Source organism: Actinoallomurus spadix, assembly GCF_024055725.1.
Classification (GTDB): Bacteria; Actinomycetota; Actinomycetes; order Streptosporangiales; family Streptosporangiaceae; genus Actinoallomurus; species Actinoallomurus spadix.
On record NZ_JAMXMX010000004.1, the window covers coordinates 219,557 to 245,465 of the forward strand.

Sequence of the window (25,909 nt, forward strand, 5' to 3'; positions counted from 1 at the left end):
GTCGGGGCGCGGTGGTGGGTCAGGAGTCGCGAGCGACCCGGAGGTGCTTGTGCGGCGGCGGCGCGCCGGGGTCGCCGGGCGGGTACTCGACGATCACGGTCATCACGTGCGCGCCCGCCGGGATGAAGGGCGGCTCGACCTCCTGGATCGTGGTGAACGCCGTCTGCCACACGGACGAGCCGGCCTTCGGCTCGCCGACCGGATCAGTGCCGGACATGGGATCGACCTTTCTGGCTCGGGGGTGAGGGACGGGGCCGGGCGCTACCTGCCGGCGTCACTCGCCAGCCAGTCGGCGTACTTGATCTCGCCGAGGACCGCGCCGTCGCCCGGAACGAGATCGCTTTCGCGCATCTCGGCGCCGAAGTAGTGCGCGTGCGGGTCGGTGACCACCTCACGCTCGTCACCCCAGGCCGTCAGAGCACTGCGGAAGAACTCGTCCATCCGGAACCGCTCGGGACCGGCGATGTCGACCCGTCCGTTCAGCGGCGACCCCACCGCGACCCGGCCGACCGTCTGCGCGACCTCCTCGCCCGCGATGGGCTGGAACAGCACCGGCGGCATCCGGACCGCCTCACCGGCCGTCGCCTCGTCGGCGATCCGCCGGGCGAACTCGAAGAACTGCGTGGCGTGCACGATCGAGAACGCGATGCCCGAGTCCTTGATCAACTCCTCTTGGGCGACCTTCGCCCGGAAGTAGCCGATGTCGGGCCGCCGCTCGGTGCCCACCACCGACAGCGCGACGTGATGCCCGACCCCGGCCTTCTCCTCGGCCGCCAGCAGATTGCCGGTCGAGGTGCGGAAGAACTCCAGCACCGCGGTGTCCTCGAAGGACGGGGAGTTGGACACGTCGATCACCACGGACGCGCCGTCCAGGACCTCGGCCAGCCCCTCCCCGGTCAGCGTGTTGACACCGGTGTTCGGCGAGGCGGGAACCGCCTCGTGGCCGTGCTCACCGAGCTTCGTCACGAGCTTGGACCCGATCAGACCGGTACCACCGATCACCACGATCCTCATTGACAAGCCTCCTGTCCCTCCGGCGGCGCTCCGTGCGCCACCCGGTCGCCAGCTAAGACAGGACACCCCTCCGGGCTGTGACAGTGCTCGGCGAAGAAATCGCGGTCCGTCGTGGTGGTCACGGCCACCACCGCCCGATCGTGTGGTGCTCCTCAGCCACCGCGTCGGTGGCGATGCCGTGTGACGCGCGGCCGGCCCGCCCCGAGTGGGCCGACCCGCCCCGGACCAGCACTGACCATCGCCCTCGGCCGGGCCCCTCCGGCTCTTCGGCCGAGGGCGATCGCCGTCCGGACGGATGCGCGCACGCTGGGGGCTCGGGCCCTACGGGGAAATGTCCGGCGCGAGGTGTAGGACAGGAGGCACCCCCGGCCAGGACCGTTCACGACGGGGACCACCGCGGCGTTTTCTTGAGGAGTGTCAATGTCCCTTCCCGAGCTTCCCCGACCGGAGCCTGGTGACGTGTTGCTGGTCTGTACCTCTTACGAGGACGGCACGCCCCTGTGGGGCGGGCTGTTCAGCGAGGTCGGGGGCCGCCGGGAGGGCGACGTCCTCGTGCTCGGGGACGGCGGGGTGCGGCTTCGCCTGGTCGAGGGCGGCGAATGGGACGACCTGCGCGGCGGCAACGTCCCGGCGCTCGTCCCGGGCGACGGCCCGGTGACGCCGGTCGTCGTCCTGGCGGACGACTCGGTGGTGTACGGCGGGGACGGGCCGTTGCTGGTGGATTCGGCGGTGGCGCCCGGGCGCGGTGTCCGGGTCTCCTCGGACCGGCTCGGTGAGATCCTGGCCGCCCTGCTGGGCGGCGCACTCGCCTTCGACGACCTGGTGCGCGACATGGACGTCTACGGCATGTACCAGGGGGACGGCGGCCGGCCGGCCTTCCCCGCGCCGGCGGCGCCGCCGCACCGGGACCACCCCGCACTACCCGCCACCGACGCGGCTCTGCTGGTCCGTACCTGTTTCGACGACGAGGAGGGCTGGCGTGCCCTGCTGGACGAGCTGGGCGGAGCCGACGAGGACGGCTGGGTCGGCGCGGACCTGGACCCGGACGAGATCGACGTGGAGCACTATCCGCTGACGGCACGGGTCGTCGACGACCGCGCCTTCGAGGGACTCACGGCGGGCCAGGTCCCGGCGCTGGTCCCGCCCGGGGAGGACACCATCCTGGTCGTGCTCGCCGACGCCCGGACCTTCGCCGAGCCCGACCGCCCGCTGACCGTCGTCGACCTGGACGACACCCCGGGGCAGGCCGCCGTCCTCCCCTGCCGCATGGTCGGATCGATGGCGTGCAACCTCGAGATCGGCAACATGGACTTCCACGAGTTCGTCGCCGAGGACGGCCGGGATCCGTGGTGGGACGCCCTCTGACGACCGCTCGGTAATCTCTCCGCCACTGAGCCCTCCGCTCTGGCCCAAATCCCGGTCCAGGGCGATACGGGCGGAGTTTTCCGGTAAATCCCCATGGGCAGGTACCCAGCCACTGGGGGAACCGCATGAGCCGCAAGAAGCCGCGACCGCCCGGTCGCGCACTCGGCGGGGCGGTGACGTCGTCCGTTCTCGGTCTGACGGCGCTCGGCGCCGTCCCGCCGCCCGCCGTGGTCCCGGACCCCGGCACCGCGCACCGGGCCCTTCCCGCCGCGCCCGAGCTTCGCATCCTTCGGCATCGACCGGGGGCGGCACCGGGGATGATCCTGATAACCCCGCAGAGTCTGCCGCCCGCGCCGCGGGACGGTAACGAGATCCTCGACGGACAGGGCCGGCCGGTCTGGTTCAGGCCGGTCCCGGCCCGGCAGTTCACGACCGACCTGCGCGTCCAGCGCTACCGAGGGCGACCGGTGCTGACCTGGTTGCAGGGCGCCCTCGCGGACGGTGTCCTCTCGTACCGCAGCGGGTTCGCCTACGACGGCACCGGATACATCGCCGACACCCACTATCGCGTCATCGCGACGGTTCGGCATGTCGCCGATCCGCACGAGTTGCAGCTCACCCCAAGGAACACCGTGCTGCTCATCGGCGCCCGGAATCTGCGCATGGATCTGACCCCGATCGGCGGCACCAGGAACGACACCGTCCGCGACGGCGTCCTCAAGGAGGTCGACGTCGCGACCGGCCGGACCCTGTGGCGCTGGAGCGCCGCGGACCACATACCGGTCACGGAGAACCACCACCCGGGGCTCCGGCCGCACGAACCCCGCCCTTACGACTATCTCCACCTCAATTCGGTCGATGAGGGCCCCGACGGCACCCTGCTCGTCTCGGCCATGAACACGTGCGCCGTCTACAAGGTGGACCGGCGGACCGGGCGGATCATCTGGCGGCTGGGCGGGCGCGAGAGCACGTTCCGGCTCGGACCCGGCGTGCGCTTCTGCGGACAACACGACGCGCACTGGGCCGGCGAGAACCTGATCCGGGTCTTCGACAACGGGACCCTCACGGATCGGCACGCGTCGCGCGTCGCCTGGATCCGGCTCGACCCCCGCGGCAGAACGGCCACGCTCGTCCGGCAGATCGTGCAACCCCGGCGCGAGTCCGTCGCCATCCAGGGCAACGCTCAGGAGCTGCCGAACGGCGACACCGCGGTGGGCTGGGGCTCGACCGGCCGGATCTCGGAGTTCTCCCCCGGCGGGAGCCGCTTGTTCGATGCCGCACTCCCCGAGGGGGTGATCACCTATCGGATGTACCGGCTGCCGTGGAACGGCCGGCCGTGCACACCACCGGCCGTCATCCCCCGGGGTCGCACCGTGCACGCGGTCTGGAACGGCGCGACGGGCGTCGCTCGCTGGCGCGTCCTCACCGGTCCGACGCGGAAGGCCGCGAAACCGGTCGCGGAGGCGGCGTGGAACGGGCTGGACACGGCCATCACGCTCCCCGGCACGTCGGCTTCGGCGCCGTACGTCCAGGTCGAGGCGCTGGACGCGCACGGCAGGCTGCTCGGCGTCGGCGCCCGGGGGCGCGGGGAGTCGCGGATGCCGCCGGTTCCGGGGCGGCCGGGAACGTGTCCTGGGACGACCCGCTGACCGGGCCGCCGATCATCCTGCCCCGTCGGCCGGCCCGGCTCGAGGAGGCGGCTCCGTTCCACCGGCATCACGGGAGGGCGTCATGGCCACCGCGCGGATCACCCGCATCGCGTTCACCTCCCCTCCTCTGATCAGGATGAAGGAGTTCGCCGAGTTCTTCGCCGCCGACGCCGGCGGCCACCACGTCATGAATTTCGTCCGCAACGCGGCGATAGAGACGAAGGGGATGGCGGTCAACCCGCGCACGGAGGACCCTCGCGGCTGGGGAACGGCCCGGCGCATGGATGTCAGCCTGGCGGTGGCCCGGGCCCTGGGGCGGGAGGCGGTCCGGCAGGCGCTGGCCGGTGCCGGCCTGCGGCCCGGCGACGTCGGCCTCCTGGTCACGGCCACCACCACGGCGCACTCGACCCCGGGTCTGGACGCGCTGATCACCCAGGTGGGGATGCGGCCCGACACCGAGTTCCAGTCGCTCGGCCCGATGGGCTGCTACGCCGCGCTTCCCGCGCTGTCCACGGCCCGGAACTGGGTCGAGACGCATGGCCGTCCGGCGGTGCTCGTCTGTACCGACCTGTTCTCGCCGTACCTGCCGCCGCCGCCGTACGACAAAGAGCAGGCCGTGGTGCTCACGCTCTTCGGGGACGGCGCCGCCGCGGTCGTGGTGCGCCCCGGCGGGGATCACGTCAGGGGGCTGGACATCCTCGACACCGAGACGTTCTACGTCCCCGAGTTCGCCGACGACCTGCAGATCCACGTCGGCGATCGCGGCATGCGGGTCCGCCTCGCCCCGACCATGCCCGACGTCACCGCGGCGGCCGTGGCAGGCCCGACCGACCGCCTGCTCGGCCGGCGCGGCCTCTCCCGCGCGGACGTCCGGTGGTGGGCGCTCCACCCCGGAGGACGCCGGATCATCGACCGGGTGGCCGAAGAACTGGCACTGCCGGCCGGCTCGGTGGACGCCTCCCGCGCGGTGATGCGGGAGTACGGCAACACCGCCGGACCGGCCGTCATCTGTGTGCTCAAGCGCCTGCAGGATTCCCGCCCGCTCGCTCCCGGAGAACACGGGGTCGCGCTGGCGTTCGGGCCGGGGGCGACCATCTGGGCCGTCCTTCTCGGCGGCGCCTGAGACGAACGACCGGACCGTCCTGCGGAAGGGGTCGCCATGCTGGAGGTCATCGGCGCCGGGTTCGGCCGTACCGGCACGCTCTCGTTGAAGACGGCACTGGAACGCCTCGGTTTCGCGCCCTGTCATCACATGCTCGGGCTGGCCGAGCATCCGGGTGAGGTCGGGCTGTGGCGGCGCGCCGCCCGTGGTGAGCCCGTGGACTGGGACGAGGTCTATCGGGGATACCGCTCGACCGTGGACTGGCCCGGCGCCCGGTTCTGGCGCGAGCTGGTCGAGCGTTACCCGGCGGCGAAGGTCATTCTCACCACCCGCGACTTCGCGTCCTGGTACGACAGTGTCCTCGGCACCATCTACCGCGCCGCGATCGACGACTCGCCGCTCGCCTCGCCCGTCCTGGCCGAGGTCCGGGCCATGGCCCGCGAGGTGGTGTGGGACGGCCTGTTCGGCGGGCGTTTCACGGACCGCGACCACTCGTCGCGGATCTTCGAGGACCACGTCGCGGCCGTGCACGGGCGGGTGCCCGCCGCCAGGCTGCTGGTCTTCGACGTGGCTCAGGGCTGGCGGCCGCTGTGCGCGTTCCTCGACCGGCCGGTGCCGGACGCGCCGTTCCCGCACCGCAACCGCCGGGAGGATTTCGGCTCCCTGCTGCGGGAGCAGTCCGGGACCTCGCCCTGATCTCTAGGGCCCGCCGGGACGACCGGCGGAGCGGTGGAGTATCTCCCGGAGCTCGTCGGCATGCCGTCTGGCGAGTTCCGGTCGATCGCGGTACCGCGCCGGGGTGGTGTGGAACAGCGCTATCCGCCAGCCGCCGGACTGTTTCTGGGCGACCAGTGACTGCACGGAGTTGGCGGCGGGGTCCAGCACGGTCCGCCCCGGCGGAGTCATCCCGGCGATGGCGCACAGCAGGACCACGCCGTCGTTCAGCGGCCGTACCTCACGCACCTTGGACACGTACGACGCCGGAACCTCGTCCGCGAAGAACGGTGTCAGGTGCTCTTCGATCCGGGCTCCTGGAACGTGGCCGCCGTCGTCGTCGACCAGCACGCCGTCGGAGGCGAAGAGCGCCGCGAAGCCGCGGGCGTCGCCTCGGTTCCAGGCGGCGAGCAGATCGTCGTACAGCGCTCGCACGGAGGCTTCGGCGGACTTCACCTGTTCAGTGGTCTCGGACATGCCATCCACGATGGTCGCAGGAGCAGTACATTTCCCTTCCGCCGAGCATGCTCGGGTGATCTCCCCGACAAACCACACCTGGTCAATGATTTCGTCATCATTGGTCAACTACCGAATGACGGGTCGGCTAGCGGGCATTTCGTCCCGAGAAGACGCATCTCGGCGGCTTTTGTGTGGAGGGCGTAGATGAACCTTGCCATGTCAAGCGATTGCCGGGAAAGGTTCCTCGCGGACCTGCACGTGGGCGTGCTCGGAGTGACCGATCCGCGGGGGACGTCCGCTCCCCTGCTCGTGCCGGTCTGGTACGGCTACGAGCCCGGCGGGGTGGTGACCGTCCTGACGGACCGGACCTCGACCAAGGCCGACCTGATCAAGCGGGCCCGGCGATTCAGCCTCTGCGCGCAGAGCGAGGTCCCGCCCTATCGCTATGTCAGCGTCGAAGGTCCCGTCGTGGCGGTGGAGGACGGCCTGGACCGGGCCGAGTGGGAGGCGATCGCCCACCGTTACCTCGACCGGGACACCGCCGTCGCCTACCTGGACGCGAACCGGCACCAACTCGAGGAGTACCTGACCTTCCGGATGCGTCCCCAGCGGTGGAGGACGGCCGACTTCACCGCCTTCGCGCGGCAGTTCAGCTGATCCGGCGATCACGCGATCACGCGAACCGCGCGCCGTGCGCAGTCTCAGCAAAGGAGCCCGCCATGTCTGCTCAGCGCTGCCGGGTCGTCTCCGCGCTGGCAGAGTGGAACGACACCGCGACCGGCTACCCGCGGAACAGTTGCCTGCACGGGCTGTTCGACGCGCGGGCGGCGGAAGGGGGCGGCGCGGTCGCCGCGGTGCACGCCGGCCGCCGGTTGACCTTCGGCGAGCTGCGAGACCGCTCCGACACCCTGGCCGTACGGCTGCGCGGCGTGGGCGTCCGGCGCGGGGATCCGGTGGCGGTCTGCGGCGGGCGCTCGCTGGACGCCCTGGTCGCCTTCCTCGGTGTGCTGAAGGCCGGCGCGGCCTACGTTCCGCTGGACGACACACTGCCGCCCGCCCGGCTGCGCGCCCTGGCCGAGGACGCCGGGGTGCAGACGGCGGTGGTCCTGCCGGATGCGGCCTGCCGGGTGCGCCGGCTGCGCGCCCGGGTCGACCTGCCCGATGACGAGGCCCCCGCACCGGAGCCGGTGGGCGGTCCACCGGTCGTGGAATCGGCGCCGCTCGACTGCGCCTACGTGATGTCGACCTCGGGTTCGGCCGGCCGGCCGAAGGCGGTGGGGATCCCCCACCGCGGGGTGGTCCGGCTCGCCTTCGCCGACGTGGCGGGGTCACGGCCGGGCCCCGGCGACCGGGTGCTCCACGCGTACGCGCTCTCGTCCGACGCGTCGACGATCGAGATCTGGTCCGCGCTGCTCAACGGGGCCTGCCTCGTGCTGGTCGACCGGGAGGACCTGCTGTCCCCCACGGCGCTGCAGTGGCGGCTGCGCGCGGAGCGGGTGACCGTGGCCTACCTGACCACCGGCGTCCTGCACGGCGTGGCCCGGACCAGGCCCGAGGCCCTGCGGTGCCTCCGGTTCGTCTCTGCGGGGGGCGAGGCGCTGGACCCGGCGCTGGCGCGCGCGGTGCTGGCGGCGTGCCCGGACACGACTCTGGTCAACTTCTACGGGCCGACCGAGAACAGCGTCGTGTCCACCGCCCAGGTGGTCCGCGACCTGCCGCCCGGAGCCGGCGACGTGCCCATCGGCCGTCCGCTGGCCGACTCCACCTGCTACGTGCTGCGGCCGGACGGCGCGCCGGCCGCGGTCGGCGAGCAGGGCGAACTCTTCGTCGGCGGAGACGGACTGGCGCTGGGCTACCTCGGAGACCCGGAGCTGACCGCCGAGCGTTTCGTCGACAATCCCTTCGCGCCGGGCACGCGCCTGTACCGCACCGGGGACCGGGCGTCCTGGCTGCCCGACGGCGCGCTGCGCTACCACGGCAGGATGGACCGGCAGGTGAAGCTGCGCGGCCACCGCGTCGAACCGGAGGAGGTCGAGACCAGGCTGCGGGCGCACCATGCCGTCGGCGAGGCCGTCGTCGGCGTGGTCGGCGACGACGGGAACGCCGAGCACCTGATCGGCTATGTCACACCGGCCGACCCCCGGGCCACGGTGTCGCCGGAGGACCTGCGCGAATACCTCACCGCCTGGCTGCCGGCCCCGGCCATGCCGTCGCGACTGGTCGTACGGCAACGCCTCCCCCTCACCCCCGCCGGGAAGATCGACCGGGAGCGCCTGGCCGCGGAGGCGGCCGAGGCGATCCGGGCGGGCCCGGGGTCCGCGCGGCTCGCCGTGACGGGCCCGGCCGACGTCCTCGCCGAGATCTGGCAGCACGCCCTGCGGGTCCGCCCCACGTGCGTCGACGACTTCTTCGCCCTCGGCGGTGACTCCCTCCTCGCCGCCGAGGTCGTCACGCGCACCCTGGCCGCACTCGACATGGACGCGCGGCACGGCAGCGAACTGGTCCGCCGGCTCCTGCGGACGCCGACCCTCGCCGGTTACGCCGAGGCGGTGGAGGAGATGCGCCGCGCCGGCACCACCGCCCCCGGGACGGTGGACTTCGAGGCGGAGGCCGTACTCGGGTTCGACCTCCCGCCGCGGCAGGGCCCCGCGCCGCGCTGGGACGAGCCCCGGCACACCCTGATCACAGGCGCCACCGGGTTCGTCGGCGCCTTCCTGGTCGACCGGCTGCTCCGGTCGACCTCGACCACGGTGCACTGCCCGATCAGAGCACGGGACGTGCGGCGCGCCGAGCGGCGGCTGGCGGCCAACCTCGCCCGCTTCGGCCTCGCCCCACCGGGAGTGACCGAGCGGATCGTGTGCTTCCCCGCGGATCTCACCGCGCCCCGGCTCGGCCTGTCCGCCGAGCACGCGGCCGAACTCTCCGGAGTCCTCGACCTGGTGATCCACGCCGGGGCCGAGGTGAACTTCCTGTATCCGTACGCGCAGCTGCGCGCGGCGAATGTGGACGGGACCCGGTCGGTGATCCGGCTGGCGGCCCCGCGCCGGGTCCCGGTCCACTTCCTGTCCACGATCGCGGTGGTCGCCGGCTTCGGTACGGCCGGGGTGCGGCGGGTCGACGAGGACCTGCCCCTCGCGCACGCGGACCGGCTCACGATGGGGTACGCCGAGACCAAGTGGGTCGCCGAGCGGGTCCTGCAGCAGGCCGCCGCCCAGGGCCTTCCGGTGGCGGTGTACCGCCCCTACGAGATCACCGGCGACCGGCACAACGGCGCGTGCAACACCGAGACCGCGATCTGCTCGCTGTTCAAGACCATCGCCGAGACCGGCCTCGCGCCCGACGTGCCGCTGCCGATGGACTTCGTCCCCGTCGACCACCTGGCCGACGCGGTCGTGCACCTCGCGACCAACCGCCCCGCCGCCTGGCGGGTCTACCACCTGACCAATCCCCGGCCCGCCCGGCTGGCGGACATGCTCGACCGCATGCGCGCCGCCGGCTGCCGCATCACCACGCTCCCCTACTCGCGATGGGTGACGGAACTGGTGAGGCATGTCGCCGAGCATCCGACCAGTCCGACCGCGCCCTTCCTGCCGCTGTGCGTCGACCGCAGCAACAAGACCGACATCTCGGTCAAGGAGATGTACTTCGAGGGCACGTTCCCGTCGCTGGGACGAGACAACGTCGACCGGGACCTCGCCGGCAGCGGCCTGCACTGCCCCCCGGTCGACCAGGCGCTGCTCGACCGGTACCTCGCGTACTTCTTCTCGACCGGATACTTCCCGCGTCCGCGGCGGACCGCAGGAGGGACGAGATGACCGCGAAGCGAACACCGTCCGGCGGCGCACCGCCCCCGGGGGGCGCGGCGGACGGGCGACGGCCGCCTGTCATGGACTTCCCGATCGCACCGCCAGGGGAGATCGGGCCGGTCGAGGAGTACGAACGGCTGCGGCGGGACTGCCCGCTCGCGTGGGTCCGCACGCCGATGGGCGCCCCCGCCTGGTACGTCACCCGTTACGCGGACGTCAGGGCGTTGCTCGGGGACGGCAGGCTGATCAGGCCGACCATCAACGCCTGGCCCGTCCGCCCCGGGGACCCCCCGGACCCGGGTCCCGGCCTGACGACCATGATGGAGCTGAACGGCGCCCGGCACGCCGCGTTGCGCAGGGCGCTGGCCGACGAGTTCGCCGCCCATACCGTCGACGGTCACCGGGGACGTATCCGGGCGCTGGCCGAGGGGTTGCTCGACGACGTCGAGACCGGCGGCCCGCCGGCCGACCTCGCCGCCGACTTCGCGGAACCGTTCCCGCTCCTGGTGATGTGCGACCTGGCGGGCATCCCGTACGAGGACAGGGACTACTTCCTGCCCATGGCCGACGCCGCGCTCGGGGCGCTGGTGACGCTCGACGAGGGACGCGAGGTCACCCGCACGCTGCGGCGCTACATCACCCAGGTGATCGCCGGTAAACGACGCCGGCCCGGGGACGACGTGCTCACCCGGCTGACATGCCGATGTGACCGCGGCGAACTCGACGAGGAGGACGTGGTCACCTTCGGCCTGTCCATGCTCATGGCCGGTTACCGCACCTGCACCATGTTCCTGGCCGACGCGATCCTCGTCCTGCTGACGCAGCCCGGCCGGTTCGCCCGTCTCCGCGACGACCGCGCGATCATGCCGCGGGCGGTGGAGGAACTGCTGCGCTACCTGCCGGTGCTGAACGGCGTCGTCGTCCTGCAGGCGACCCGGGACATCGGCCTGCGCGGACGCACGATCCAGGCCGGGGAGGCCGTGCTGCCGGTGCTCGCCGCCGCCAACCGGGACGGCACGGTGTTCCCCGACGCCGACCGGCTAGACCTGCGGCGGGACCCCAACCCCCACCTCACCTTCGGCCACGGCGCTCACTACTGCATCGGCGTGCACCTGGCCCGCGCCGAACTCTCCGTGGCGCTCGACGCCCTCCTCGACCGCTTCCCGGGCCTGCGCCTGGCCGTCGACGAAAGCGAACTGCCGTGGGAGAACGAGTCACCGGCCAAGTCGCCGCTGGCCCTGCCGGTCGACTGGTGAGCCCGGCGAACGAGCCCGGCCGGCCGGCCGGCTCACTGCGCGTTCTCTGGCGGCACGTGCGGGGCATGCGGCGGTTCCTCGCCGTGATGATGGTGCTCGAACTGGTGGGAGACGCGGCCGCCCTGTCCCAGCCCCTGATCGCACGCTGGGTCCTGGACGAGCTGAAGGCCGGCGGCAGCCTGGTCCGGCCGCTCATGGTCCTCGGCGGACTCGCCGTCATCGGGATGGCGTTGTCGGGCACCTGCACGTTCCTCCTCGGCCGCGGCGCCCTGCGGCTCGTGACGAATCTGCGCTGCACCCTGGTGCGGCGCGTGCTGAGCGGCAGCGTGGCCGCGGTGGAACGCAGGCCGGTCGGCGACCTCCTCTCCCGCATCGGCGCCGACACCACCCTGCTGCGGGACACGGTCGGTGACGCCCTCGTGCGCTCCGCCGCCACGCCGGCGGTCGTACTGGCGGCGCTCGCGCTGATGGGCACCATCGACGTGATCATGCTCGGTGTGGTCGTCGGGCTCCTCGCGATCACCGCTGCGGGCGAGATGGTCGCGGGACAGCGCGTCAGGGAGGCCACCGAACAGGCACAGGGACGCCTCGCCGCGATGACCTCGTCGATGCAGCGCGCGCTGATCGCGTTCCGTACCGTCAAGGCGTCGGGCACCGAACGGGCGGAGTCCGACCACGCCTGCGCCGAGGCTGAGGCCGCCTTCCGGTCCGGACGGCGGGCGGTGCGCGTCGAGGCGCTCCTCGGAATGCTCACCGCCTTCTCGGTCGACGTGACCTTCCTGGCGGTACTCGCCGTCGGCGGCGCGAGGGTCGTGTCCGGCGCCATCGGCGTCGGCGACCTGGTCGCGTTCCTGCTCTACGTGATGTTCCTGGGGGAGCCGATCGACGCGCTCGCCTTCACCATCCCCCAGATCGCCCAGGGCCTGGCGGCCGTCCGGCGGATCGAGGCACTGCGCTCCCTGCCGGCGGAGGCGGAGGAGCTCCCCTCCACGGCCCGCGTCACCGAGCGGGCCGCCCGGAACGGTCCGGGCGGCGGACCGGATCCCGAGGTGCGCTTCGACGCGGTGTGGTTCGGCTACGACGGCCGGCCCGTGCTGCGCGACGTGAGCTTCGCGGCACGCCGCGGCCTCACCGTGCTCGTCGGACCGTCCGGCGCCGGCAAGACGACCCTGCTCAGCCTCATCCTGCGGTTCGCCGACGTGGACCGGGGCCGGGTCCTGCTCGACGCGGTCGACGTCCGCGAACTGGACCGTGACGGGCTGCGGCGGCGGCTCGCCTACGTGCAGCAGGAGGCCGCGCTCCTCGGTGAAACGGTGCGTGAGGCGATGCTGTACGGGGTGCCGAGCCCGGGCCGCGCCGACGTGCGCGGAGCGCTCCGCGCCGTGGCCCTGGACGACTGGGCGGGCTCCCTGCCGAGAGGCCTCGACACGCCGGTCGGCGAACGCGGGGTGGCGATCTCAGGGGGCCAGCGGCAGCGGCTGGCGGTCGCGCGGGCGCTGCTTCGCGGCGCGGACGTGCTGCTGCTGGACGAGGCCACCTCCCAGCTGGACGCGATCAGCGAGCGCACGCTGCTGGACTCGCTGGCCCGGGAGGCGCGCGGCCGGGTGGTCCTGGCCGCCACCCACCGGGTGTCGGTCGCCGCGGAGGCGGATCAGATAGTGCTGCTCATCGAGGGCGGCGTACGAGCCGTCGGACGCCATGCGGCGCTGTTGCGATCCGATCCGGTCTACCGTGAACTGGCCTGCGCCCCGTACTTCGAGACCGGGGCCGGGCACGATCCCTGGCGAACCGGACGACGGCGCCGACGGCACGCACGGTGACCAGGGGCGCGGCCGTTTCATGACCTTCCACGTAATCGCCACGGTACGGGCCTCGGCGGCAATCTCGATCCTGCAACCGCCCGACAGAGCAGGAGACAACCGAGATGACCGCCATCAAGGCGCCCGCGGCCGCCCCCGTACGGGTGGCCGCCCCCGGCTGGGGGACCCTGCTGGTCCTCCTCACCGGGATCTTCATCACCACACTCGACTTCTTCATCGTCAACGTGGCGATCCCCGCCACCCAGCGGGACCTGAACGCCACCCCGTCACAGATCCAGTTCCTCGTCGCGGGCTTCGGGGTGGCGCTGGCGGCCGGGCTGATCACCGCCGGGCGGCTCGGCGACCTGTACGGCCGGCGGCGGATGTTCGCGATCGGGCTGACCGTCTTCACGCTGGCCTCGGCGGCGTGCGGGGAGGCCCCGACCGCCGGGTTCCTCATCGGCGCGCGGGTCGTGCAGGGGCTCGGCGCGGCGCTGCTGATGCCCCAGGTGCTGGCGATCATCAACACCGTCTACACCGGTGAGTACCGGGCCAGGGCGTTCAACGCCTATGGCGTCGCGATGGGCTTCGGCGGCGTGTTCGGGCAGCTCATCGGCGGCATCCTGATCAGGGCGGACATCGCCGGGCTCGGCTGGCGCACCATCTTCCTGATCAACGTGCCGGTGGGCGCGGCCGCGCTGGCGCTGGTCCCCCGGCTGGTGCCGGAGTCCCGCGCCGCGGCCGGCGCCCGGCTGGACCCGGTCGGCACCGTCCTGGTCTCCCTCGGCCTGGTCGCGATCGTCTTCCCCCTCGTGCAGGGCCGCGAGCAGGGCTGGCCGATGTGGACCTGGGAGTGCCTGGGAGCGGCGGTCGTCCTCCTCGCGGCGTTCGCCCTGTACCAGCGGCGGGCCGCCGCACCTCTGGTGGCGCCGGCGCTGTTCCGGCACCGCTCGTTCACCGCGGGCACGGCCGTGAGCCTGCTGCAGTCGATGACGATGGGCTCGTTCTTCCTGGTCCTGGCCCTCTACCTCCAGCAGGGGCGCGGGCTGTCCGCGCTGGAGTCCGGGCTGGTCTTCCTGCCGCTGGGCCTCGGCTACTTCCTGTCCTCCGCCCGCGCCGCCGCGGTCGCCGCGAGGCTCGGCCGTCAGGTCATCGCGGTCGGCGCACTGGGCATGGCGCTCGGATACACGGTGCTGGCGCTGACCGCAACGGAACTCGGCGAGCACGGGGCCGTCGGCTGGGTCATCCCCGGCCTGGTCATCGCGGGCGCCGGGATGGGCCTGGTCATGGCACCGCTGCCCGCGCTGGTGCTGAACGGTGTCGAGCCCGGGCACGCCGCCGCCGCCTCCGGCGTGCTCAGCACCGCCCAGCAGGCCGGTGGCGCGATCGGCGTGGCCGTGATCGGCGTCGTCTTCTACGGCGCGCTCGGCACGTTCCCGCACGCCTTCGCCGCCGGGCTGGTCCTACTGATCGTCCTGGACGCGCTGGTCGCGGCCCTGGTCCAGCTCCTCCCCCGCGTACGGTGAGACGCGCGTTCCCCCCGCCCTGGCGACCCGGCATCCGGGACGCCAGGGCGGGTTCAGCGCGGGACGCTCTGGGGCGCGTGACGGGCCGGCGCGTCACCCTGCCGGGTCGCGAACTCCCGGATCGAGGCGGCCATGAAGTCGATCATCTCGTCGGACAGCCCGGGGTGGACGCCGACCCAGAACGTGCGTTCGGTGATGATGTCGCTGTTCGTGAGCTCGCCGGCGATCCGGTGATCGCGTCCCTGGTAGGCGGGGTGGCGGGTCAGGTTCCCGGCGAACAGCAGGCGTGTCCCGATCCGCCGTGACTCCAGGAAGTCGATCAGCTCACGGCGCCCGAAGGCGGCGTCCGCCGCGATGGTGATCGCGAAACCGAACCAGCTCGGGTCGCCGCCCGGCGTCGCCTCGGGAAGCAGCAGAGCGGGCACTCCATCCAGGCCTTCGCGCAGCCGCCGCCAGTTGCGCCGCCGCGCCTCGCCGAAGGCGGGCAGCTTGCGGAGCTGGCTGACGCCGAGCGCCGCCTGCAGGTCCGTCGCCTTCAGGTTGTACCCGACGTGGGAGAACGTGTACTTGTGGTCGTACCCGTACGGAAGGTCCGCGAGCCGGTAGCCGAACCGTTTGTGGCACCTGTCGTCCTCTCCCGGCTCGCACCAGCAGTCACGCCCCCAGTCGCGCAGCGACTCGACGACGCGCGCCAGCGTCAGGTCGTCGGTGAGGACGCAGCCGCCCTCCCCCATGGTGATGTGGTGCGCCGGATAGAAGCTGACGGTCGCGAGGTCGCCGCGCGTGCCGGTGAGCCGCCCCTTGTAGCGCGAGCCGACGGCGTCGCAGTTGTCCTCGACCAGGAACAGCCCGTGCGTGGCGGCCAGTTCGGCGATCTCGTCGACGGCGAACGGATTGCCGAGGGAATGGGCCAGCGCGATCGCCCGCGTCCGGGGCCCGATCGCGGCCTCGATCCGGTCGGGCGTCGCGTTGTACGTGCGCGGGTCCACGTCGACGAACACCGGGATCATGCCGTTCTGGACGATCGGGTTGACGGTCGTCGGGAAGCCCGCCGCGGCCGTGATCACCTCGTCCCCGGGCCGGAGCCTGCGGTCTCCGAGTACGGGTGACGTCAGCGCGGAGATCGCGAGGAGGTTGGCCGATGACCCGGAGTTCGTCAGGTGAGCCTTGCGCCGGCCGAGCACGCGCGCGAACTCCCGCTCGAACCGCAGCGCGCGGGCGCCCGCGGCGATGCGGAGATCCAGCGCCGCCTCCACGAGCGCGACGCGGTCGTCCTCGTCCAGTACCGCCCCGGAGGGAGGCAGCCGGGTCACGCCGGGAACGAACTCCACCGGCGACGACGCCTCGGCGTGATACGCCCGGACCTGTTCCAGCAGCATCGACTTCGACTCGGTCATGGCATGCCTCCACGAGCACTCGACATCGGTCACCACGCGCCCGCGTCCCAGGCGGTGTACACGGTCGGGAAAAGCGGCCGGAAGCCGAGGTCCGCGCGGATCCGGGCGGCGTCCACGATGCCCTCCCAGGGATCGCTCAGGGGCCGGTCCGCGGCCTCGGCGTCGAGGGACCACCCGTGCAGCCGGTGCAGCTCGGCGGCCGTGACCGGCGCGTCGTCGGCGACGTTGAACGCGCGGCCGTCCACGCCGTCCGTGTGCAGGGCCCGGAGAACGGCCTGGCCGGCGTCGGCGTGGTGCACGAGGTGCAGGCGCCGGTGCGCCGGCCACGTCCGGATCCGCGCCATGGACGTCGTGAGGTGCGGGTCCCCGTAGCCGTACACGAGCGCGAAGCGCAGCACCCGCAACCCCAGCCCGTCCCGCCGGTGCAGGTCGCGCAGCGCCTCCTCGGCCGCCGCCTTGCTGCCGGGGTAGGCCCCCTGCGGCCTCAGGTCGTCGTCCTCGGTCGCGGGGCGCCCGCGGCCCGGGCCGTAGACGAAGTACGTACTGGCGAAGACGAAGCGAACCGCTCCCGCGCGCAGCGCCGCCCGGGCGAGCGCCAGAGTGACGTCCCGGTTCACCGACGTCAGCTGCTCGGGGGACGCGTCGCGCCCGGTCGCCGCGGCGAGATGCACCACCGCGTCCACGCCGTCGACCGCGCCGCGCAGCGTGGGGGGATCGCACAGGTCCCCGGCCATCATCTCGGCGCCACGGGCCGCGAGCGGAGCGCCGCGCGCGGAGTCGCGGACGAGAACGCGCACCCGGTCCCCGCGATTCAGCAGCGCGGGCACGACCCGGCTGCCGACACGGCCGGTGCCGCCGGTCAGCAGGATTCGCATTCTCGCCGAATCGTCGATGACGGCCACCGGGTACGGTCGTCTCTCCGATGAGAATTTCGCATGCGATACTCGATCCGACTCTGACGCTGGGCCGAGAAGTCATGGTGCCGACGAGAAATCGCGCGACGGTCGAGTAAAGGTCGAACCGCTTCGCTCCCCCATTTCCGGGCGCCTCGTCCGAGTGCGCCCTTGACGCGGTTGAACGCTCGCGGCCTCATCGTGCTCGCGGTAAAACGATCCGAGAGCCCGTCCGCGGTTCGATCAACCGAGTTCGAACGCCGCTTCCCGCATTCGACGTGCCCCCTGGAAGGCATCCGGTCGCCATGAGGATTTTGTTCATCGTCACGGGATCTCAACCGACCTACTTCGCAGTCGCCCCGCTGGCGACGGCCGCACGGAGCGCGGGGCATGAGGTCATGCTGGCCGCGCACGAGCCGTGGGTGAAGACCGCGGAGTCCATCGGTCTTCCCACGTTCTGTTTCACCGCCGAGCCGATGCGGCACTACATGGGGCTGCCCGCCACGGACGATTCCCGGCGGTCCTCTCCATTGCCGGCGGACGAGCAGATGACCGGCCAGGGCCGGGGCTTCGCCCGGATGGGCCGGGCCGGGCTGGAGCCGCTGCTGGAGTTCGCCGGGGACTGGTCCCCGGACCTGGTCGTCGGCACCGCGCTGTGCTTCTCCGCCATGCTGCTCACCGCCCGCCTCGGCATTCCCTACGTACGCCTCTTCGAGAATCAGATCCCGATAGCGCGCATCGACGCGGGAGCCGAGGAGGAGCTCCGGCCGGACCTGGAGGGTCTCGGGCTGGACCGGTTGCCGCGGCCCGATCTGATCCTCGACGCGACTCCCCCGTCGCTCCGGCCCCCGGACGCCCCCGCCCCCGCGCAGCCGGTGCGCTGGATCCCGAGCCATCCGCAACGTCGTCTCGAGCGATGGATGTACACCCGGCCCGAGGGACGCCGCCGCGTCCTGATCACCTCGGGAAGCCGGAGCCTCATGTTCCACGACGAGGGCTGGTCCATGCCGCTGCTGGTGGGTGAGCTGACCGCGACGGGGGTCGATGTGCTGGTCGCCGCCTCCCCGGGGAACCGGGAGCTGACCGGGCACCGGATCCCGGACCGCATCTCCGTGTCCGAGCGGTTCGGCCAGGACATGGGCGACGTCCGCGTCGGCTGGATCCCGCTGGACGCGGTCGCCCCCACCTGCGATCTGGCCGTCCATCACGGCGGCGCGACCACCATCCCGACACTCCTGGTCAGCGGCGTGCCGCAACTGATCATCCCCGAGGGCAAGCCGGACTACCACCGGGACGCCATGGCGCGGTCCCTCAGTGACTTCGGCGCGGCCAGGGCGCTGCGGCCCCGGGCGGAGGGGACCGGCCGGGACCCGGGTGAGGTGATCGCCGCGGCCTGCCGGGAGATGCTCGCGGAGCCCGGCTACGCCGAACGGGCGACCTTCCTCGCCAAGGAGATAGCGGCCCAGCCGACACCCGCCGAGATCGTTCCGAAGCTGGAAGCGCTGGCCTCCCGATAGCCGAGGGCCGGAGATCACCACCGGTCAGGGCCGGCAGGGCCCGCGGAGAGGCGCTGGAGAGGAGCACAGGCAGATGGGAAGTCCCCGGTACACCGATCCGTCGATCGTGCCGCATGAGTCGCCGGCCGAGCGTGAGTCGCGGGAGCGGCTGACGGAGCTGCTGGCCAAGACCCCGATTCCGGTGGAGTACCTGATCGATCACCTGGCCCTGTACCTGCGCCGGTGCCAGCTCAGTGACCTGCTGAGCATGGACGCGCTGTACCGGCAGGCGCGTGAGGTGCCGGGCGTGATCATGGAGTTCGGGGTGCTGCACGGGCGTCACCTGGCGGCGCTGACCGCGCTGCGCGGCTTCTATGAGCCGCAGAACTCCCTGCGCCGGATCATCGGTTTCGACACCTTCACCGGGTTCCCCGACGTCAGCGACGTCGACCGGGTCAGCCCGAGCGCGGTCGCCGGCCGGTTCGGCACGTCGGAGGACTTCCCCGAGCATCTGCGCCAGGTGCTGCGCGCGCACGAACTCGGCGAACCCCTCGGGCACGTCCAGCGCAGTTTCATCGTCCAGGGCGACGTGCGCGAGACGGTGCCCCGGTACCTGCGGGACAACCCCCAGACCGTCATCGCGATGGCCTACTTCGACCTGGACCTGTACGAGCCGACCCGCGACGTGCTGCAGATCATCGCCCCGTACCTGGCCCGCGGCGCCATCGTCGCCTTCGACGAACTCGCCCACCCCAAATGGCCCGGCGAGACGGCCGCGCTGCGGGAGGTCCTGGACCTGGGCCAGGCCACCTTGCATCAGATCCCCGGCCGGGAACCCCCGGTCATCTACCTGCGCTGGAACGACTGACGCGGCGCTCCACCGGCCCGATCACGGAGAAGTGACCGTGGTCGGGCCGGTGGAGCGCCCAGAGGCCGTCAGGCGGCGGGCAGGGCCTCCAGTTCGCGCAGCACCTCGGCCGGAGTCGGGAGCGAGGCGCTCTCCTCGGCGAGGAGCCGGCTCCGCTCGGCGTACCCGGGGTCCGAGAGCATCTCCCGGCAGCGCGCGCCGATGAGCTCGCCCGGGTTCCGGTCCGCGTCCGTACGCCGCTCCTCCACCATCAGGGCGGCGCCGAAGCCGCACAGGGACTCGGCGATGTTCCTGCTCATGCCCATGTCGGGGATGAGCAGCTGGGGCACACCCGCGTTGATCATCGTCGCCACGGTGGTCGCGCCGCCGTGGTGGACGGCCAGATCACAGGTGGGGGCGACCACGTCCAGCGGGATCCAGCCGGCGCGGACGTCGCCCGTCTCCCGCGCCAGTCGCTCAGCGGCCTCGGGAAGCGCCGCGACCAGTACCTCGGCCCCCGCCCCGGTCAGCTCGTCCACCAGCGCACGCAGCGGAGTGCCGAGGGTGTCGAGCACGAGGTTGCGGGTACCCGCGGTGATCAGGACGCGGGGTCGTCCGTCGGGGCGCGTGTACATCCACGGCTCGACGCGGGCCTGGCGCACGCGGGGGGCCCAGCGCATCGACCTCGCGGCGGGCGAACCCGGCGGCCGGAGCGACGGGGGGCAGAGGTTGATGAACATGGCGGGCTCCGGCAGCTCCGCCACCCCAAGGCGCCGCATCTCGGGCGCGAGCCCCTCCAGCACCGTGCGGTCGCGGCGATCCATCGAGGCGAAGTGCCACGCCTGACGCACGTACGGGACACCGAGCCGGGCGGCGAACACCCTGGGAACGTGCGACAGCCCGCCGACGATCAGGTCGGGAGCCCAGTCCTCCGCCAGTTCCAGGAGGGCGTCGAGCCGGACGGCGGCGGTCAGGACGTCCTGCCCGAACCGCATGCGCTCGGGGATGATGCAGACCGCGGGGAGGCCGATGGCCTCCGCGACCTCCATGAGCGACTCGTCGGCGGCCAGGAGGATCTCGTGCCCGGCGTTCCGCGCGGCCGAGGCGAGGGGGGCGATGGCGAAGACGATCGCCTGACTGCCACCGGCGGTGAACAGCATCTTCATCGGAATTCAGCTCTTCCACGTGCGACGGCGCGAACGGGCGCCGGGCGGGCTCGACTAGGGATTCGAAGCGCGGGCGGGCTCAGATGGAGATCAGAGTGCGGGGCGGGTTCAGGTGGCGATCGGGGCGCGGGTACGGCTTCGCTTGAGTTCGAAGAAGCCGTCGGTCCCGGCCACGGCCAGGACGCCGTCCCAGAGCCTGACCGCGGCCTCGCCGCGCGGGGCCGGCGACACTACGGGCCCGAAGAACGCCGCGTCCCCCACCGCGATGATGGGGGTGCCCACCTCCGTGCCGACCCGGTCGACGCCGTCCTTGTGCGAGGCGCGCAGCGCCTCGTCGAACTCGTCGGACCAGGCCGCTCCGGCCAGTGCGGGATCGAGGCCCGCGGCGGCCAGCGCCGCTTCGTAGGTGGCACGCTCCCGGGGCGCCTCCTCATGGTGGAACCGGGTGCCCAGTTCCGTGTAGAGGTCTCCCAGCACCTGGGAGCCGTACTTCTGCTCGGCGGCGACGCAGATCCGCACCGCCTCCAGCCGCATCGCCTGGCCCTTCCGCTGCTGCTCGGACAGGTCGCCGCGCCCCTCGTTGAGGACCGTCAGGCTCATCACATGCCAGCGCGGTTCCACGGGACGCAGCCTCGCCACCTCGAGGATCCACCGGGAGGTCAGCCAGGCCCAGGGACAGGCCGGGTCGAACCAGAAGTCCACCGGGGTACGGGCGTCGTGCGGCAATGTCGGCCTCCTCGCCGTAAGACTCTCGGCCGCCGCCGGGCCGACCGTTCGGCCCGCCGGCCACCGGCGCGACCCGCCGCCGATCGTCTGCCCTGGCGCGTGTTCCTTCACGGGTACGCTGCCGCAGCAGCCTGGCAGGCGCGCCGGGAGTCCCACTCGAGTCCGGGTGGACCCCGGAGCGAGCCGTTCGCACCACGATGATCGTGTCCGGCCGGGCGTACGGTCCGGCCCGCGTCAGACGAGCCGGGCGAGCGCGGACGCGGAGGGACTCCCCGGCTCCGCCTGGTAGACGATGATCACTTGCTGCTCGGCTCCGCCGACGGTGAGCGCCTGCCGCCGCAGGGCGAGCTCCCCGACGACCGGGTGGGCGAACCGTTTGAGCTCGTCGCGGGCGGGCCGCACGTCATGCCGTGCCCAGAGTTCACGGAAGTCCTCGTCCGCCTCCAGCTCGGCGAGCAGCGCGGCGATCCCGGGGTCGCGCGGGTCGGCCTCGGCGCGCAGCGCGGCGACGGTCTGCGCGGCGATCCGCGGCCAGTCCGGGAACAGCCGGCGGGCCCCGGGCCACAGGAACATCTCCCGGACCAGGTTGTGCCCGGGTTCGTACATCGGGGCGAGCATGCGGGCGTGCTTGTTCGCGGCCAGCACGTCGAACCCGCGATCGCGCACATAGGCGGGGCGGTCCACCCACGCGTCGAGCAACTGGTGCACGTCCGGGGTGACCTCGGCCGGCGAAGGCCGGACGGGATCCGGATCGGCGAGCGCGAAGAGGTACGCCGAGGCGTCGGCGTCCAGCTCGAGCGCGCGTGCGAGCGCCTCGAGGACCTGGCGCGACGGGTGCCGGTCGGTCCCCTGCTCGAGCCTGGTGAGGTACGGCTCGCTGATGCCGGCCAGCAGGGCGAGTTCGTCCCGCCGCAGCCCCGGCACCCGGCGCCGGCCGGCGGCGGAGGCGGGCAGGTCCTTATGCGAGGGCCGCACCCGGCCGCGCCTCGCCTTCAGGAACTCCCCCAGAGCGTTGTCGGTCGCCATGCTCGCAGGGTAACCCTCGCGGGGTGCTGGTCACCCGCGGGCGGTGCGCACAGGATCGAAGCATGAAGACATGGTTCATCACCGGCGCGTCCCGTGGTTTCGGCCGGATCTGGGCGGCCGCCGCGCTCGCCCGCGGCGACTGTGTCGCCGCCACCGCTCGCCGCATCGACTCCCTGCGACCCCTCGCCGAGGCGCATGGGGACAAGGTCCTTCCGCTCGAACTCGACGTCACCGACCGGGACGCGGCCGCCGCCGCCGTACGGCGGGCCGCCGACGCCTTCGGGCGCCTGGACGTCGTCGTCAACAACGCGGGCTACGGCCTGTTCGGGATGGTCGAGGAGGTCACCGAGGAGCAGGCCCGCGCGCAGCTCGACACCAACCTGTTCGGCGCGCTGTGGGTGACGCAGGCCGCGCTGCCGGTCCTGCGCTCGCAGGGCAGCGGCCACATCCTGCAGGTGTCCAGCCTCGGTGGTCTCGCCGCCTTCCCCACGCTCGGGCTGTACAACGCCTCGAAGTGGGCGCTGGAGGGGATGAGCGAGGCGCTCGCGCAGGAGGTCGGCCCGCTCGGGATCGACGTCACGATCGTCGAGCCCGGTCCGTACGGCACGGACTGGTCCGGCGGATCCGCGGTGCACACCGAGCCCATCGCCGCCTACGAGCCGATCCGCGAGGCTCGCCGTTCGGGCGCGTCCGCCCGCGCGCCGCAGGATCCGGCGGTCACCGCCGACGTCATCCTCGAGCTGGTCGACACCGAGCGGCCCCCGCTGCGGCTCTTCCTCGGCGCGTACCCCTATCCCGTCGTCGAGGCCGTCTACCGGCGGCGACTCGACACCTGGAACGAATGGCGGGCGCTCGCCACGAGGGCGTGACCGGTGTGGCGGCGCTACCCCGAACATCACGACATCAGGAGCGAACGTGCAGAACGAACGACCCGGACCGATCCATATCGTCGGCGCGGGGCCCGGGGTGGGCGCCTCGGTGGCCCGCCGGTTCGCCCGCGCCGGCCATCCCGTGGGACTCATCTCCCGCACCCCCGCGCGGCTCGGTGCCCTGACCGCGGAGCTGACGGCGGACGGCATACCGGCGGAGTGCGCTCCGGCCGACGCGAGCGACCCCGCCGCGCTCGAACGGGCGCTGGCGGTGCTCGCCGAGCGGCAGGGGCCGGCCGAGGTGCTGTGCTTCAGCCCGCTTCCGGACATCGACCTGATCAAACCGGTCGTGGAGACCACCCCGGACGACCTGGCCAAGGCCCTGGCCCTGAACGTCGTCGGCGCCGCCGCCGCGGTACGGGCCGTTCTGCCCGCCATGCGCGCCGCCGGCCGCGGCACGCTGCTGTTCGTGACCGGGAGCGCGGTGGAGCGGCCGAACCCGGACCGCGCGGCGAGCGCCGTCGCCGGATTCGCGGAGCGGTCGTATGCCGCGCTGCTGTCCCAGGCCCTCGCCGGCACGCCCCTGCGCGTCGCCCACCTGGTGGTCGCCGGGGCGATCGGCAACGGCCTGAGACACGAGCCGGACGCCGTCGCCGGCCGCCTCTGGGACCTGCACGACACCGCCGCGGAGACCTACGCGGTGCTGTCCTGACGCGCGCGGGTCACCCCTTGAAGCACGGGTCACCCGTTGAAGTCGGAGAAGAACCGGGCCTGGTCGAACCGCCCGGCGGCCAGGTCCGGGTAGCTCATCACGAAGGACACGAGGCAGAGCGGGCTCCCGCCGAAGTCCTGGCCGACGAGGTCGTCGGTCAGGTAGAGCTGGGCGAGGAGGGTCTCCTTATCCGGCGAGTCGACGGGATTACCGACGCCGCTGGTGCTCTCGTCGGCGTAACCGCCGATCGCGAGCTGGAAGTCGTCGTCGAAGCCGAGCTCCACGACGACATCCGCGATGAGCTCCTCATCGTGGACCCGCTCACCGAGGTCGACCGCGGCCTCCGAGCGTTCCACCGGAAGGGACCACGCCGCCCTCCCGTGCAGCGGGAACGGGTCATAGACCGGCGCGTACATGTCCTCCGGCACATCGCGTTCGGCGACCGGGACACCGGCCGGCACGTGAACGACCCGGCAGTCCTCCGGAACGATCTCCGGCTCGGCGAAGAACAGCAGGTGCCCGTCCCCCGGGAGGTCCAGGTCGTGGCTGCCCGGAGGGATCGCGGCGAGGTCGACGGTGGCGAGGAAGGCCGTCCCCCGCGGCCATTCCACGCCCTCCGGCAGCGCCGGCCTGCCGCCGAAACGGCCGGCCACCGGGCCGTCGGCCGCGCGTGACAGCTCGAGCCGGGGACGCGCCAGCCGCAGCCACCACTCGATCGCCGCGTCCGGCAGCCCCTTCTCGGACGCGGTCTCACGAAACCTCTGCCGTAGATCCATAGCCGAGCATTCTGCAGGATGGCGGCGCCGGGCATACGCCTTTCGCCCGGCACCGGAAGGCCGCTCGCCGCCGGGAGACCGCTCGGCACCGGGAGGCCGCTCCAAGCCGGGCGGGCCGGCTCACGCCTCGAACGTCGCGAGGTACCGGACGTACTCGTCCCGCTCGCCATCGAGCAGCGCGTGCGGGGCACCGTAGACGTGCTCGAAGATCGCTTCGGGCGCGGGGTCCGGCATGTTCCGTACGCCGTCGCGCAGGCGCGCGGTCAGCCGCCGCGCCTCCGCGTCCACCTCGGCGAAGAACGCGTCGTCGGCGTGTCCCTCGGCGACGAGGAGTCTGCGCAGCCGGGTGATCGGGTCCTTGCGCCGCCATTCCTCCAGCTCGGTCTCGAGGCGGTAGCGGGTCGGATCGTCGGACGTGGTGTGGCTGCCCATCCGGTAGGTGAACGCCTCGATCAGCGTCGGCCCCTGGCCGGCGCGGGCGCGGTCCAGCGCGGCGCGGGTGACGGCGAGGACGGCCAGCACGTCATTGCCGTCCACGCGCACGCCGGGGAAGCCGAACCCCTCGGCCCGGCGGTAGATCGGCGTACGGGCCTGGTTGTGCACCGGCGTCGAGATCGCGAGCTGGTTGTTCTGGCAGAAGAAGACCACCGGGGCCTGGTTCACCGCGGCGAAGACGAATGCCTCCGAGACGTCGCCCTGGCTGGTCCCGCCGTCGCCGAAGTAGGTCATCACGGCGGAATCGGCGGCGTCCATCGTGACGCCGACGGCGTACCCGACCGCGTGCAGCACCGAGGGACCGATGACGATCGTGTACGGATGGAAGTTGTGGGTGCGGCCGTCCCAGCCGCCATCGGCCCCGCGCCACAGGCCCATCATGTCGAGCGGGTCCATGCCCCGGCACCAGGCGACACCGTGCTCGCGATAACAGGGGAAGACGTGGTCGTCGTCGCGCAGGGCGCGGCCGGAGCCGATCTGGGCGGCCTCCTGTCCTTCCAGCGAGGGCCACAGCGCCAGCTCGCCCTGGCGCTGCAGTTTGATCGCCTCCGCGTCGAAGCCGCGGGTGAGCAGCATGTCCCGGTAGAGCCCGCGCAGCTCTTCGGGCGAGGGATCGATGGCGTACTCGTCGTGCTCGACGCGCTCCCCCGACGGGGTGAGCAGCTGGACGAATCCGGCCGTTTCCAAGTCTCCTCCTTCTCCGGGCGTCCGGCGCGCTCGCGGGTCCCGCCGCGCCGGGTCGCCCGCTGCCGGTCGCGACCGGGAGGGGAGCGGGCGCCGCCGTGCGCGGGCGCCCGGCCGGTCCTGGCCTCGGTG

At 72.6% G+C, this 25,909-nt stretch carries 23 protein-coding genes; 13 read left to right on the forward strand and 10 right to left on the reverse strand.

Going from position 1 to position 25,909, the window contains the following annotated elements; genetic code table 11:
* Positions 1–19: 19 nt before the first annotated feature.
* Together NE235_RS07030 and NE235_RS07035 are read right to left on the reverse strand one after the other, a co-directional pair.
* A complete protein-coding gene (locus NE235_RS07030; RefSeq protein WP_252800130.1) occupies positions 20–217 on the reverse strand; it encodes a hypothetical protein in 198 nt (65 codons plus the stop codon).
* A gap of 44 nt (positions 218–261) precedes the next feature.
* Positions 262–1,014: an SDR family oxidoreductase gene (locus NE235_RS07035; protein WP_252800131.1), complete on the reverse strand. Its 753-nt coding sequence runs from the start codon at positions 1,012–1,014 to the stop codon at positions 262–264.
* Positions 1,015–1,434: 420 nt separating this feature from the next.
* Between NE235_RS07035 and NE235_RS07040 the strand changes: the two genes are divergently transcribed.
* The 4 genes from NE235_RS07040 (at position 1,435) to NE235_RS07055 (ending at position 5,826) form a co-directional block, all read left to right on the forward strand.
* Positions 1,435–2,379: a DUF6924 domain-containing protein gene (locus NE235_RS07040; RefSeq protein ID WP_252800132.1), complete on the forward strand. Its 945-nt coding sequence runs from the start codon at positions 1,435–1,437 to the stop codon at positions 2,377–2,379.
* Between the two features lie 125 nt (positions 2,380–2,504).
* A complete protein-coding gene (locus tag NE235_RS07045; protein ID WP_252800133.1) occupies positions 2,505–4,028 on the forward strand; it encodes an arylsulfotransferase family protein in 1,524 nt (507 codons plus the stop codon).
* An 82-nt stretch (positions 4,029–4,110) separates the two neighbouring features.
* Positions 4,111–5,151, forward strand: a complete 1,041-nt coding sequence (locus NE235_RS07050) for a type III polyketide synthase (RefSeq protein WP_252800134.1) — start codon at positions 4,111–4,113, stop codon at positions 5,149–5,151.
* Positions 5,152–5,187: 36 nt separating this feature from the next.
* Entirely contained in the window at positions 5,188–5,826 is a 639-nt protein-coding gene (locus NE235_RS07055; protein WP_252800135.1) for a sulfotransferase family protein, read from the forward strand.
* Between the two features lie 3 nt (positions 5,827–5,829).
* On the opposite strand, the gene NE235_RS07060 is transcribed toward NE235_RS07055, so the two are convergent.
* A complete protein-coding gene (locus NE235_RS07060) occupies positions 5,830–6,321 on the reverse strand; it encodes an SgcJ/EcaC family oxidoreductase (protein WP_252800136.1) in 492 nt (163 codons plus the stop codon).
* A gap of 198 nt (positions 6,322–6,519) precedes the next feature.
* Between NE235_RS07060 and NE235_RS07065 the strand changes: the two genes are divergently transcribed.
* From NE235_RS07065 to NE235_RS07090, 5 genes are all read left to right on the forward strand, one after another.
* Positions 6,520–6,960: a pyridoxamine 5'-phosphate oxidase family protein gene (locus tag NE235_RS07065; RefSeq protein ID WP_252800137.1), complete on the forward strand. Its 441-nt coding sequence runs from the start codon at positions 6,520–6,522 to the stop codon at positions 6,958–6,960.
* 62 nt (positions 6,961–7,022) lie between these two features.
* Complete coding sequence (locus NE235_RS37210) at positions 7,023–10,118, forward strand: amino acid adenylation domain-containing protein (protein WP_289848283.1); 3,096 nt, start codon at positions 7,023–7,025, stop codon at positions 10,116–10,118.
* A gap of 71 nt (positions 10,119–10,189) precedes the next feature.
* Positions 10,190–11,365, forward strand: coding sequence for a cytochrome P450 (locus tag NE235_RS07080; RefSeq protein WP_252800138.1), 1,176 nt, complete (start codon positions 10,190–10,192; stop codon positions 11,363–11,365).
* Positions 11,362–13,185 carry an ABC transporter ATP-binding protein gene (locus NE235_RS07085; protein ID WP_252800139.1) on the forward strand — a complete coding sequence of 608 codons (1,824 nt, stop codon included), beginning with the start codon at positions 11,362–11,364 and terminating at the stop codon, positions 13,183–13,185. The genes NE235_RS07080 and NE235_RS07085 overlap by 4 nt, the downstream gene beginning before the upstream one ends.
* A 104-nt stretch (positions 13,186–13,289) precedes the next feature.
* The gene (locus NE235_RS07090; protein WP_252800140.1) at positions 13,290–14,690 is read left to right on the forward strand and encodes an MFS transporter; all 1,401 of its coding nucleotides are present in this window, start codon (positions 13,290–13,292) and stop codon (positions 14,688–14,690) included.
* Positions 14,691–14,743: 53 nt separating this feature from the next.
* Here NE235_RS07090 and rfbH read toward each other — a convergent pair whose 3' ends face one another.
* Together rfbH and NE235_RS07100 are read right to left on the reverse strand one after the other, a co-directional pair.
* Positions 14,744–16,087, reverse strand: coding sequence for a lipopolysaccharide biosynthesis protein RfbH (rfbH, locus tag NE235_RS07095; RefSeq protein WP_252800141.1), 1,344 nt, complete (start codon positions 16,085–16,087; stop codon positions 14,744–14,746).
* A 29-nt stretch (positions 16,088–16,116) separates the two neighbouring features.
* Positions 16,117–16,962 carry an NAD-dependent epimerase/dehydratase family protein gene (locus NE235_RS07100; RefSeq protein WP_252800142.1) on the reverse strand — a complete coding sequence of 282 codons (846 nt, stop codon included), beginning with the start codon at positions 16,960–16,962 and terminating at the stop codon, positions 16,117–16,119.
* Positions 16,963–17,285: 323 nt separating this feature from the next.
* On the opposite strand from NE235_RS07100, the gene NE235_RS07105 reads away from it, so the two are divergent.
* Positions 17,286–18,497, forward strand: a complete 1,212-nt coding sequence (locus NE235_RS07105) for a nucleotide disphospho-sugar-binding domain-containing protein (protein WP_252800143.1) — start codon at positions 17,286–17,288, stop codon at positions 18,495–18,497.
* Positions 18,498–18,570: 73 nt separating this feature from the next.
* Positions 18,571–19,344: a class I SAM-dependent methyltransferase gene (locus NE235_RS07110; RefSeq protein WP_252800144.1), complete on the forward strand. Its 774-nt coding sequence runs from the start codon at positions 18,571–18,573 to the stop codon at positions 19,342–19,344.
* Positions 19,345–19,412: 68 nt separating this feature from the next.
* On the opposite strand, the gene NE235_RS07115 is transcribed toward NE235_RS07110, so the two are convergent.
* The 3 genes from NE235_RS07115 to NE235_RS07125 form a co-directional block, all read right to left on the reverse strand.
* Positions 19,413–20,489: a glycosyltransferase gene (locus tag NE235_RS07115; protein WP_252800145.1), complete on the reverse strand. Its 1,077-nt coding sequence runs from the start codon at positions 20,487–20,489 to the stop codon at positions 19,413–19,415.
* 108 nt (positions 20,490–20,597) lie between these two features.
* A complete protein-coding gene (locus NE235_RS07120; protein ID WP_252800146.1) occupies positions 20,598–21,215 on the reverse strand; it encodes a DsbA family protein in 618 nt (205 codons plus the stop codon).
* 234 nt (positions 21,216–21,449) lie between these two features.
* Positions 21,450–22,241, reverse strand: a complete 792-nt coding sequence (locus NE235_RS07125; protein ID WP_252800147.1) for a helix-turn-helix domain-containing protein — start codon at positions 22,239–22,241, stop codon at positions 21,450–21,452.
* 62 nt (positions 22,242–22,303) lie between these two features.
* On the opposite strand from NE235_RS07125, the gene NE235_RS07130 reads away from it, so the two are divergent.
* Both NE235_RS07130 and NE235_RS07135 read left to right on the forward strand, forming a co-directional pair.
* Entirely contained in the window at positions 22,304–23,110 is an 807-nt protein-coding gene (locus tag NE235_RS07130; RefSeq protein WP_252800148.1) for an SDR family NAD(P)-dependent oxidoreductase, read from the forward strand.
* Between the two features lie 46 nt (positions 23,111–23,156).
* On the forward strand, positions 23,157–23,822 hold the full coding sequence (locus NE235_RS07135) for an SDR family NAD(P)-dependent oxidoreductase (protein ID WP_252800149.1): 666 nt from the start codon (positions 23,157–23,159) through the stop codon (positions 23,820–23,822).
* 29 nt (positions 23,823–23,851) lie between these two features.
* On the opposite strand, the gene NE235_RS07140 is transcribed toward NE235_RS07135, so the two are convergent.
* Positions 23,852–24,598, reverse strand: coding sequence for a DUF1963 domain-containing protein (locus NE235_RS07140; RefSeq protein WP_252800150.1), 747 nt, complete (start codon positions 24,596–24,598; stop codon positions 23,852–23,854).
* 120 nt (positions 24,599–24,718) lie between these two features.
* Entirely contained in the window at positions 24,719–25,780 is a 1,062-nt protein-coding gene (pdhA, locus tag NE235_RS07145) for a pyruvate dehydrogenase (acetyl-transferring) E1 component subunit alpha (protein WP_252800151.1), read from the reverse strand.
* Between the last annotated feature and the right edge of the window lie 129 nt (positions 25,781–25,909).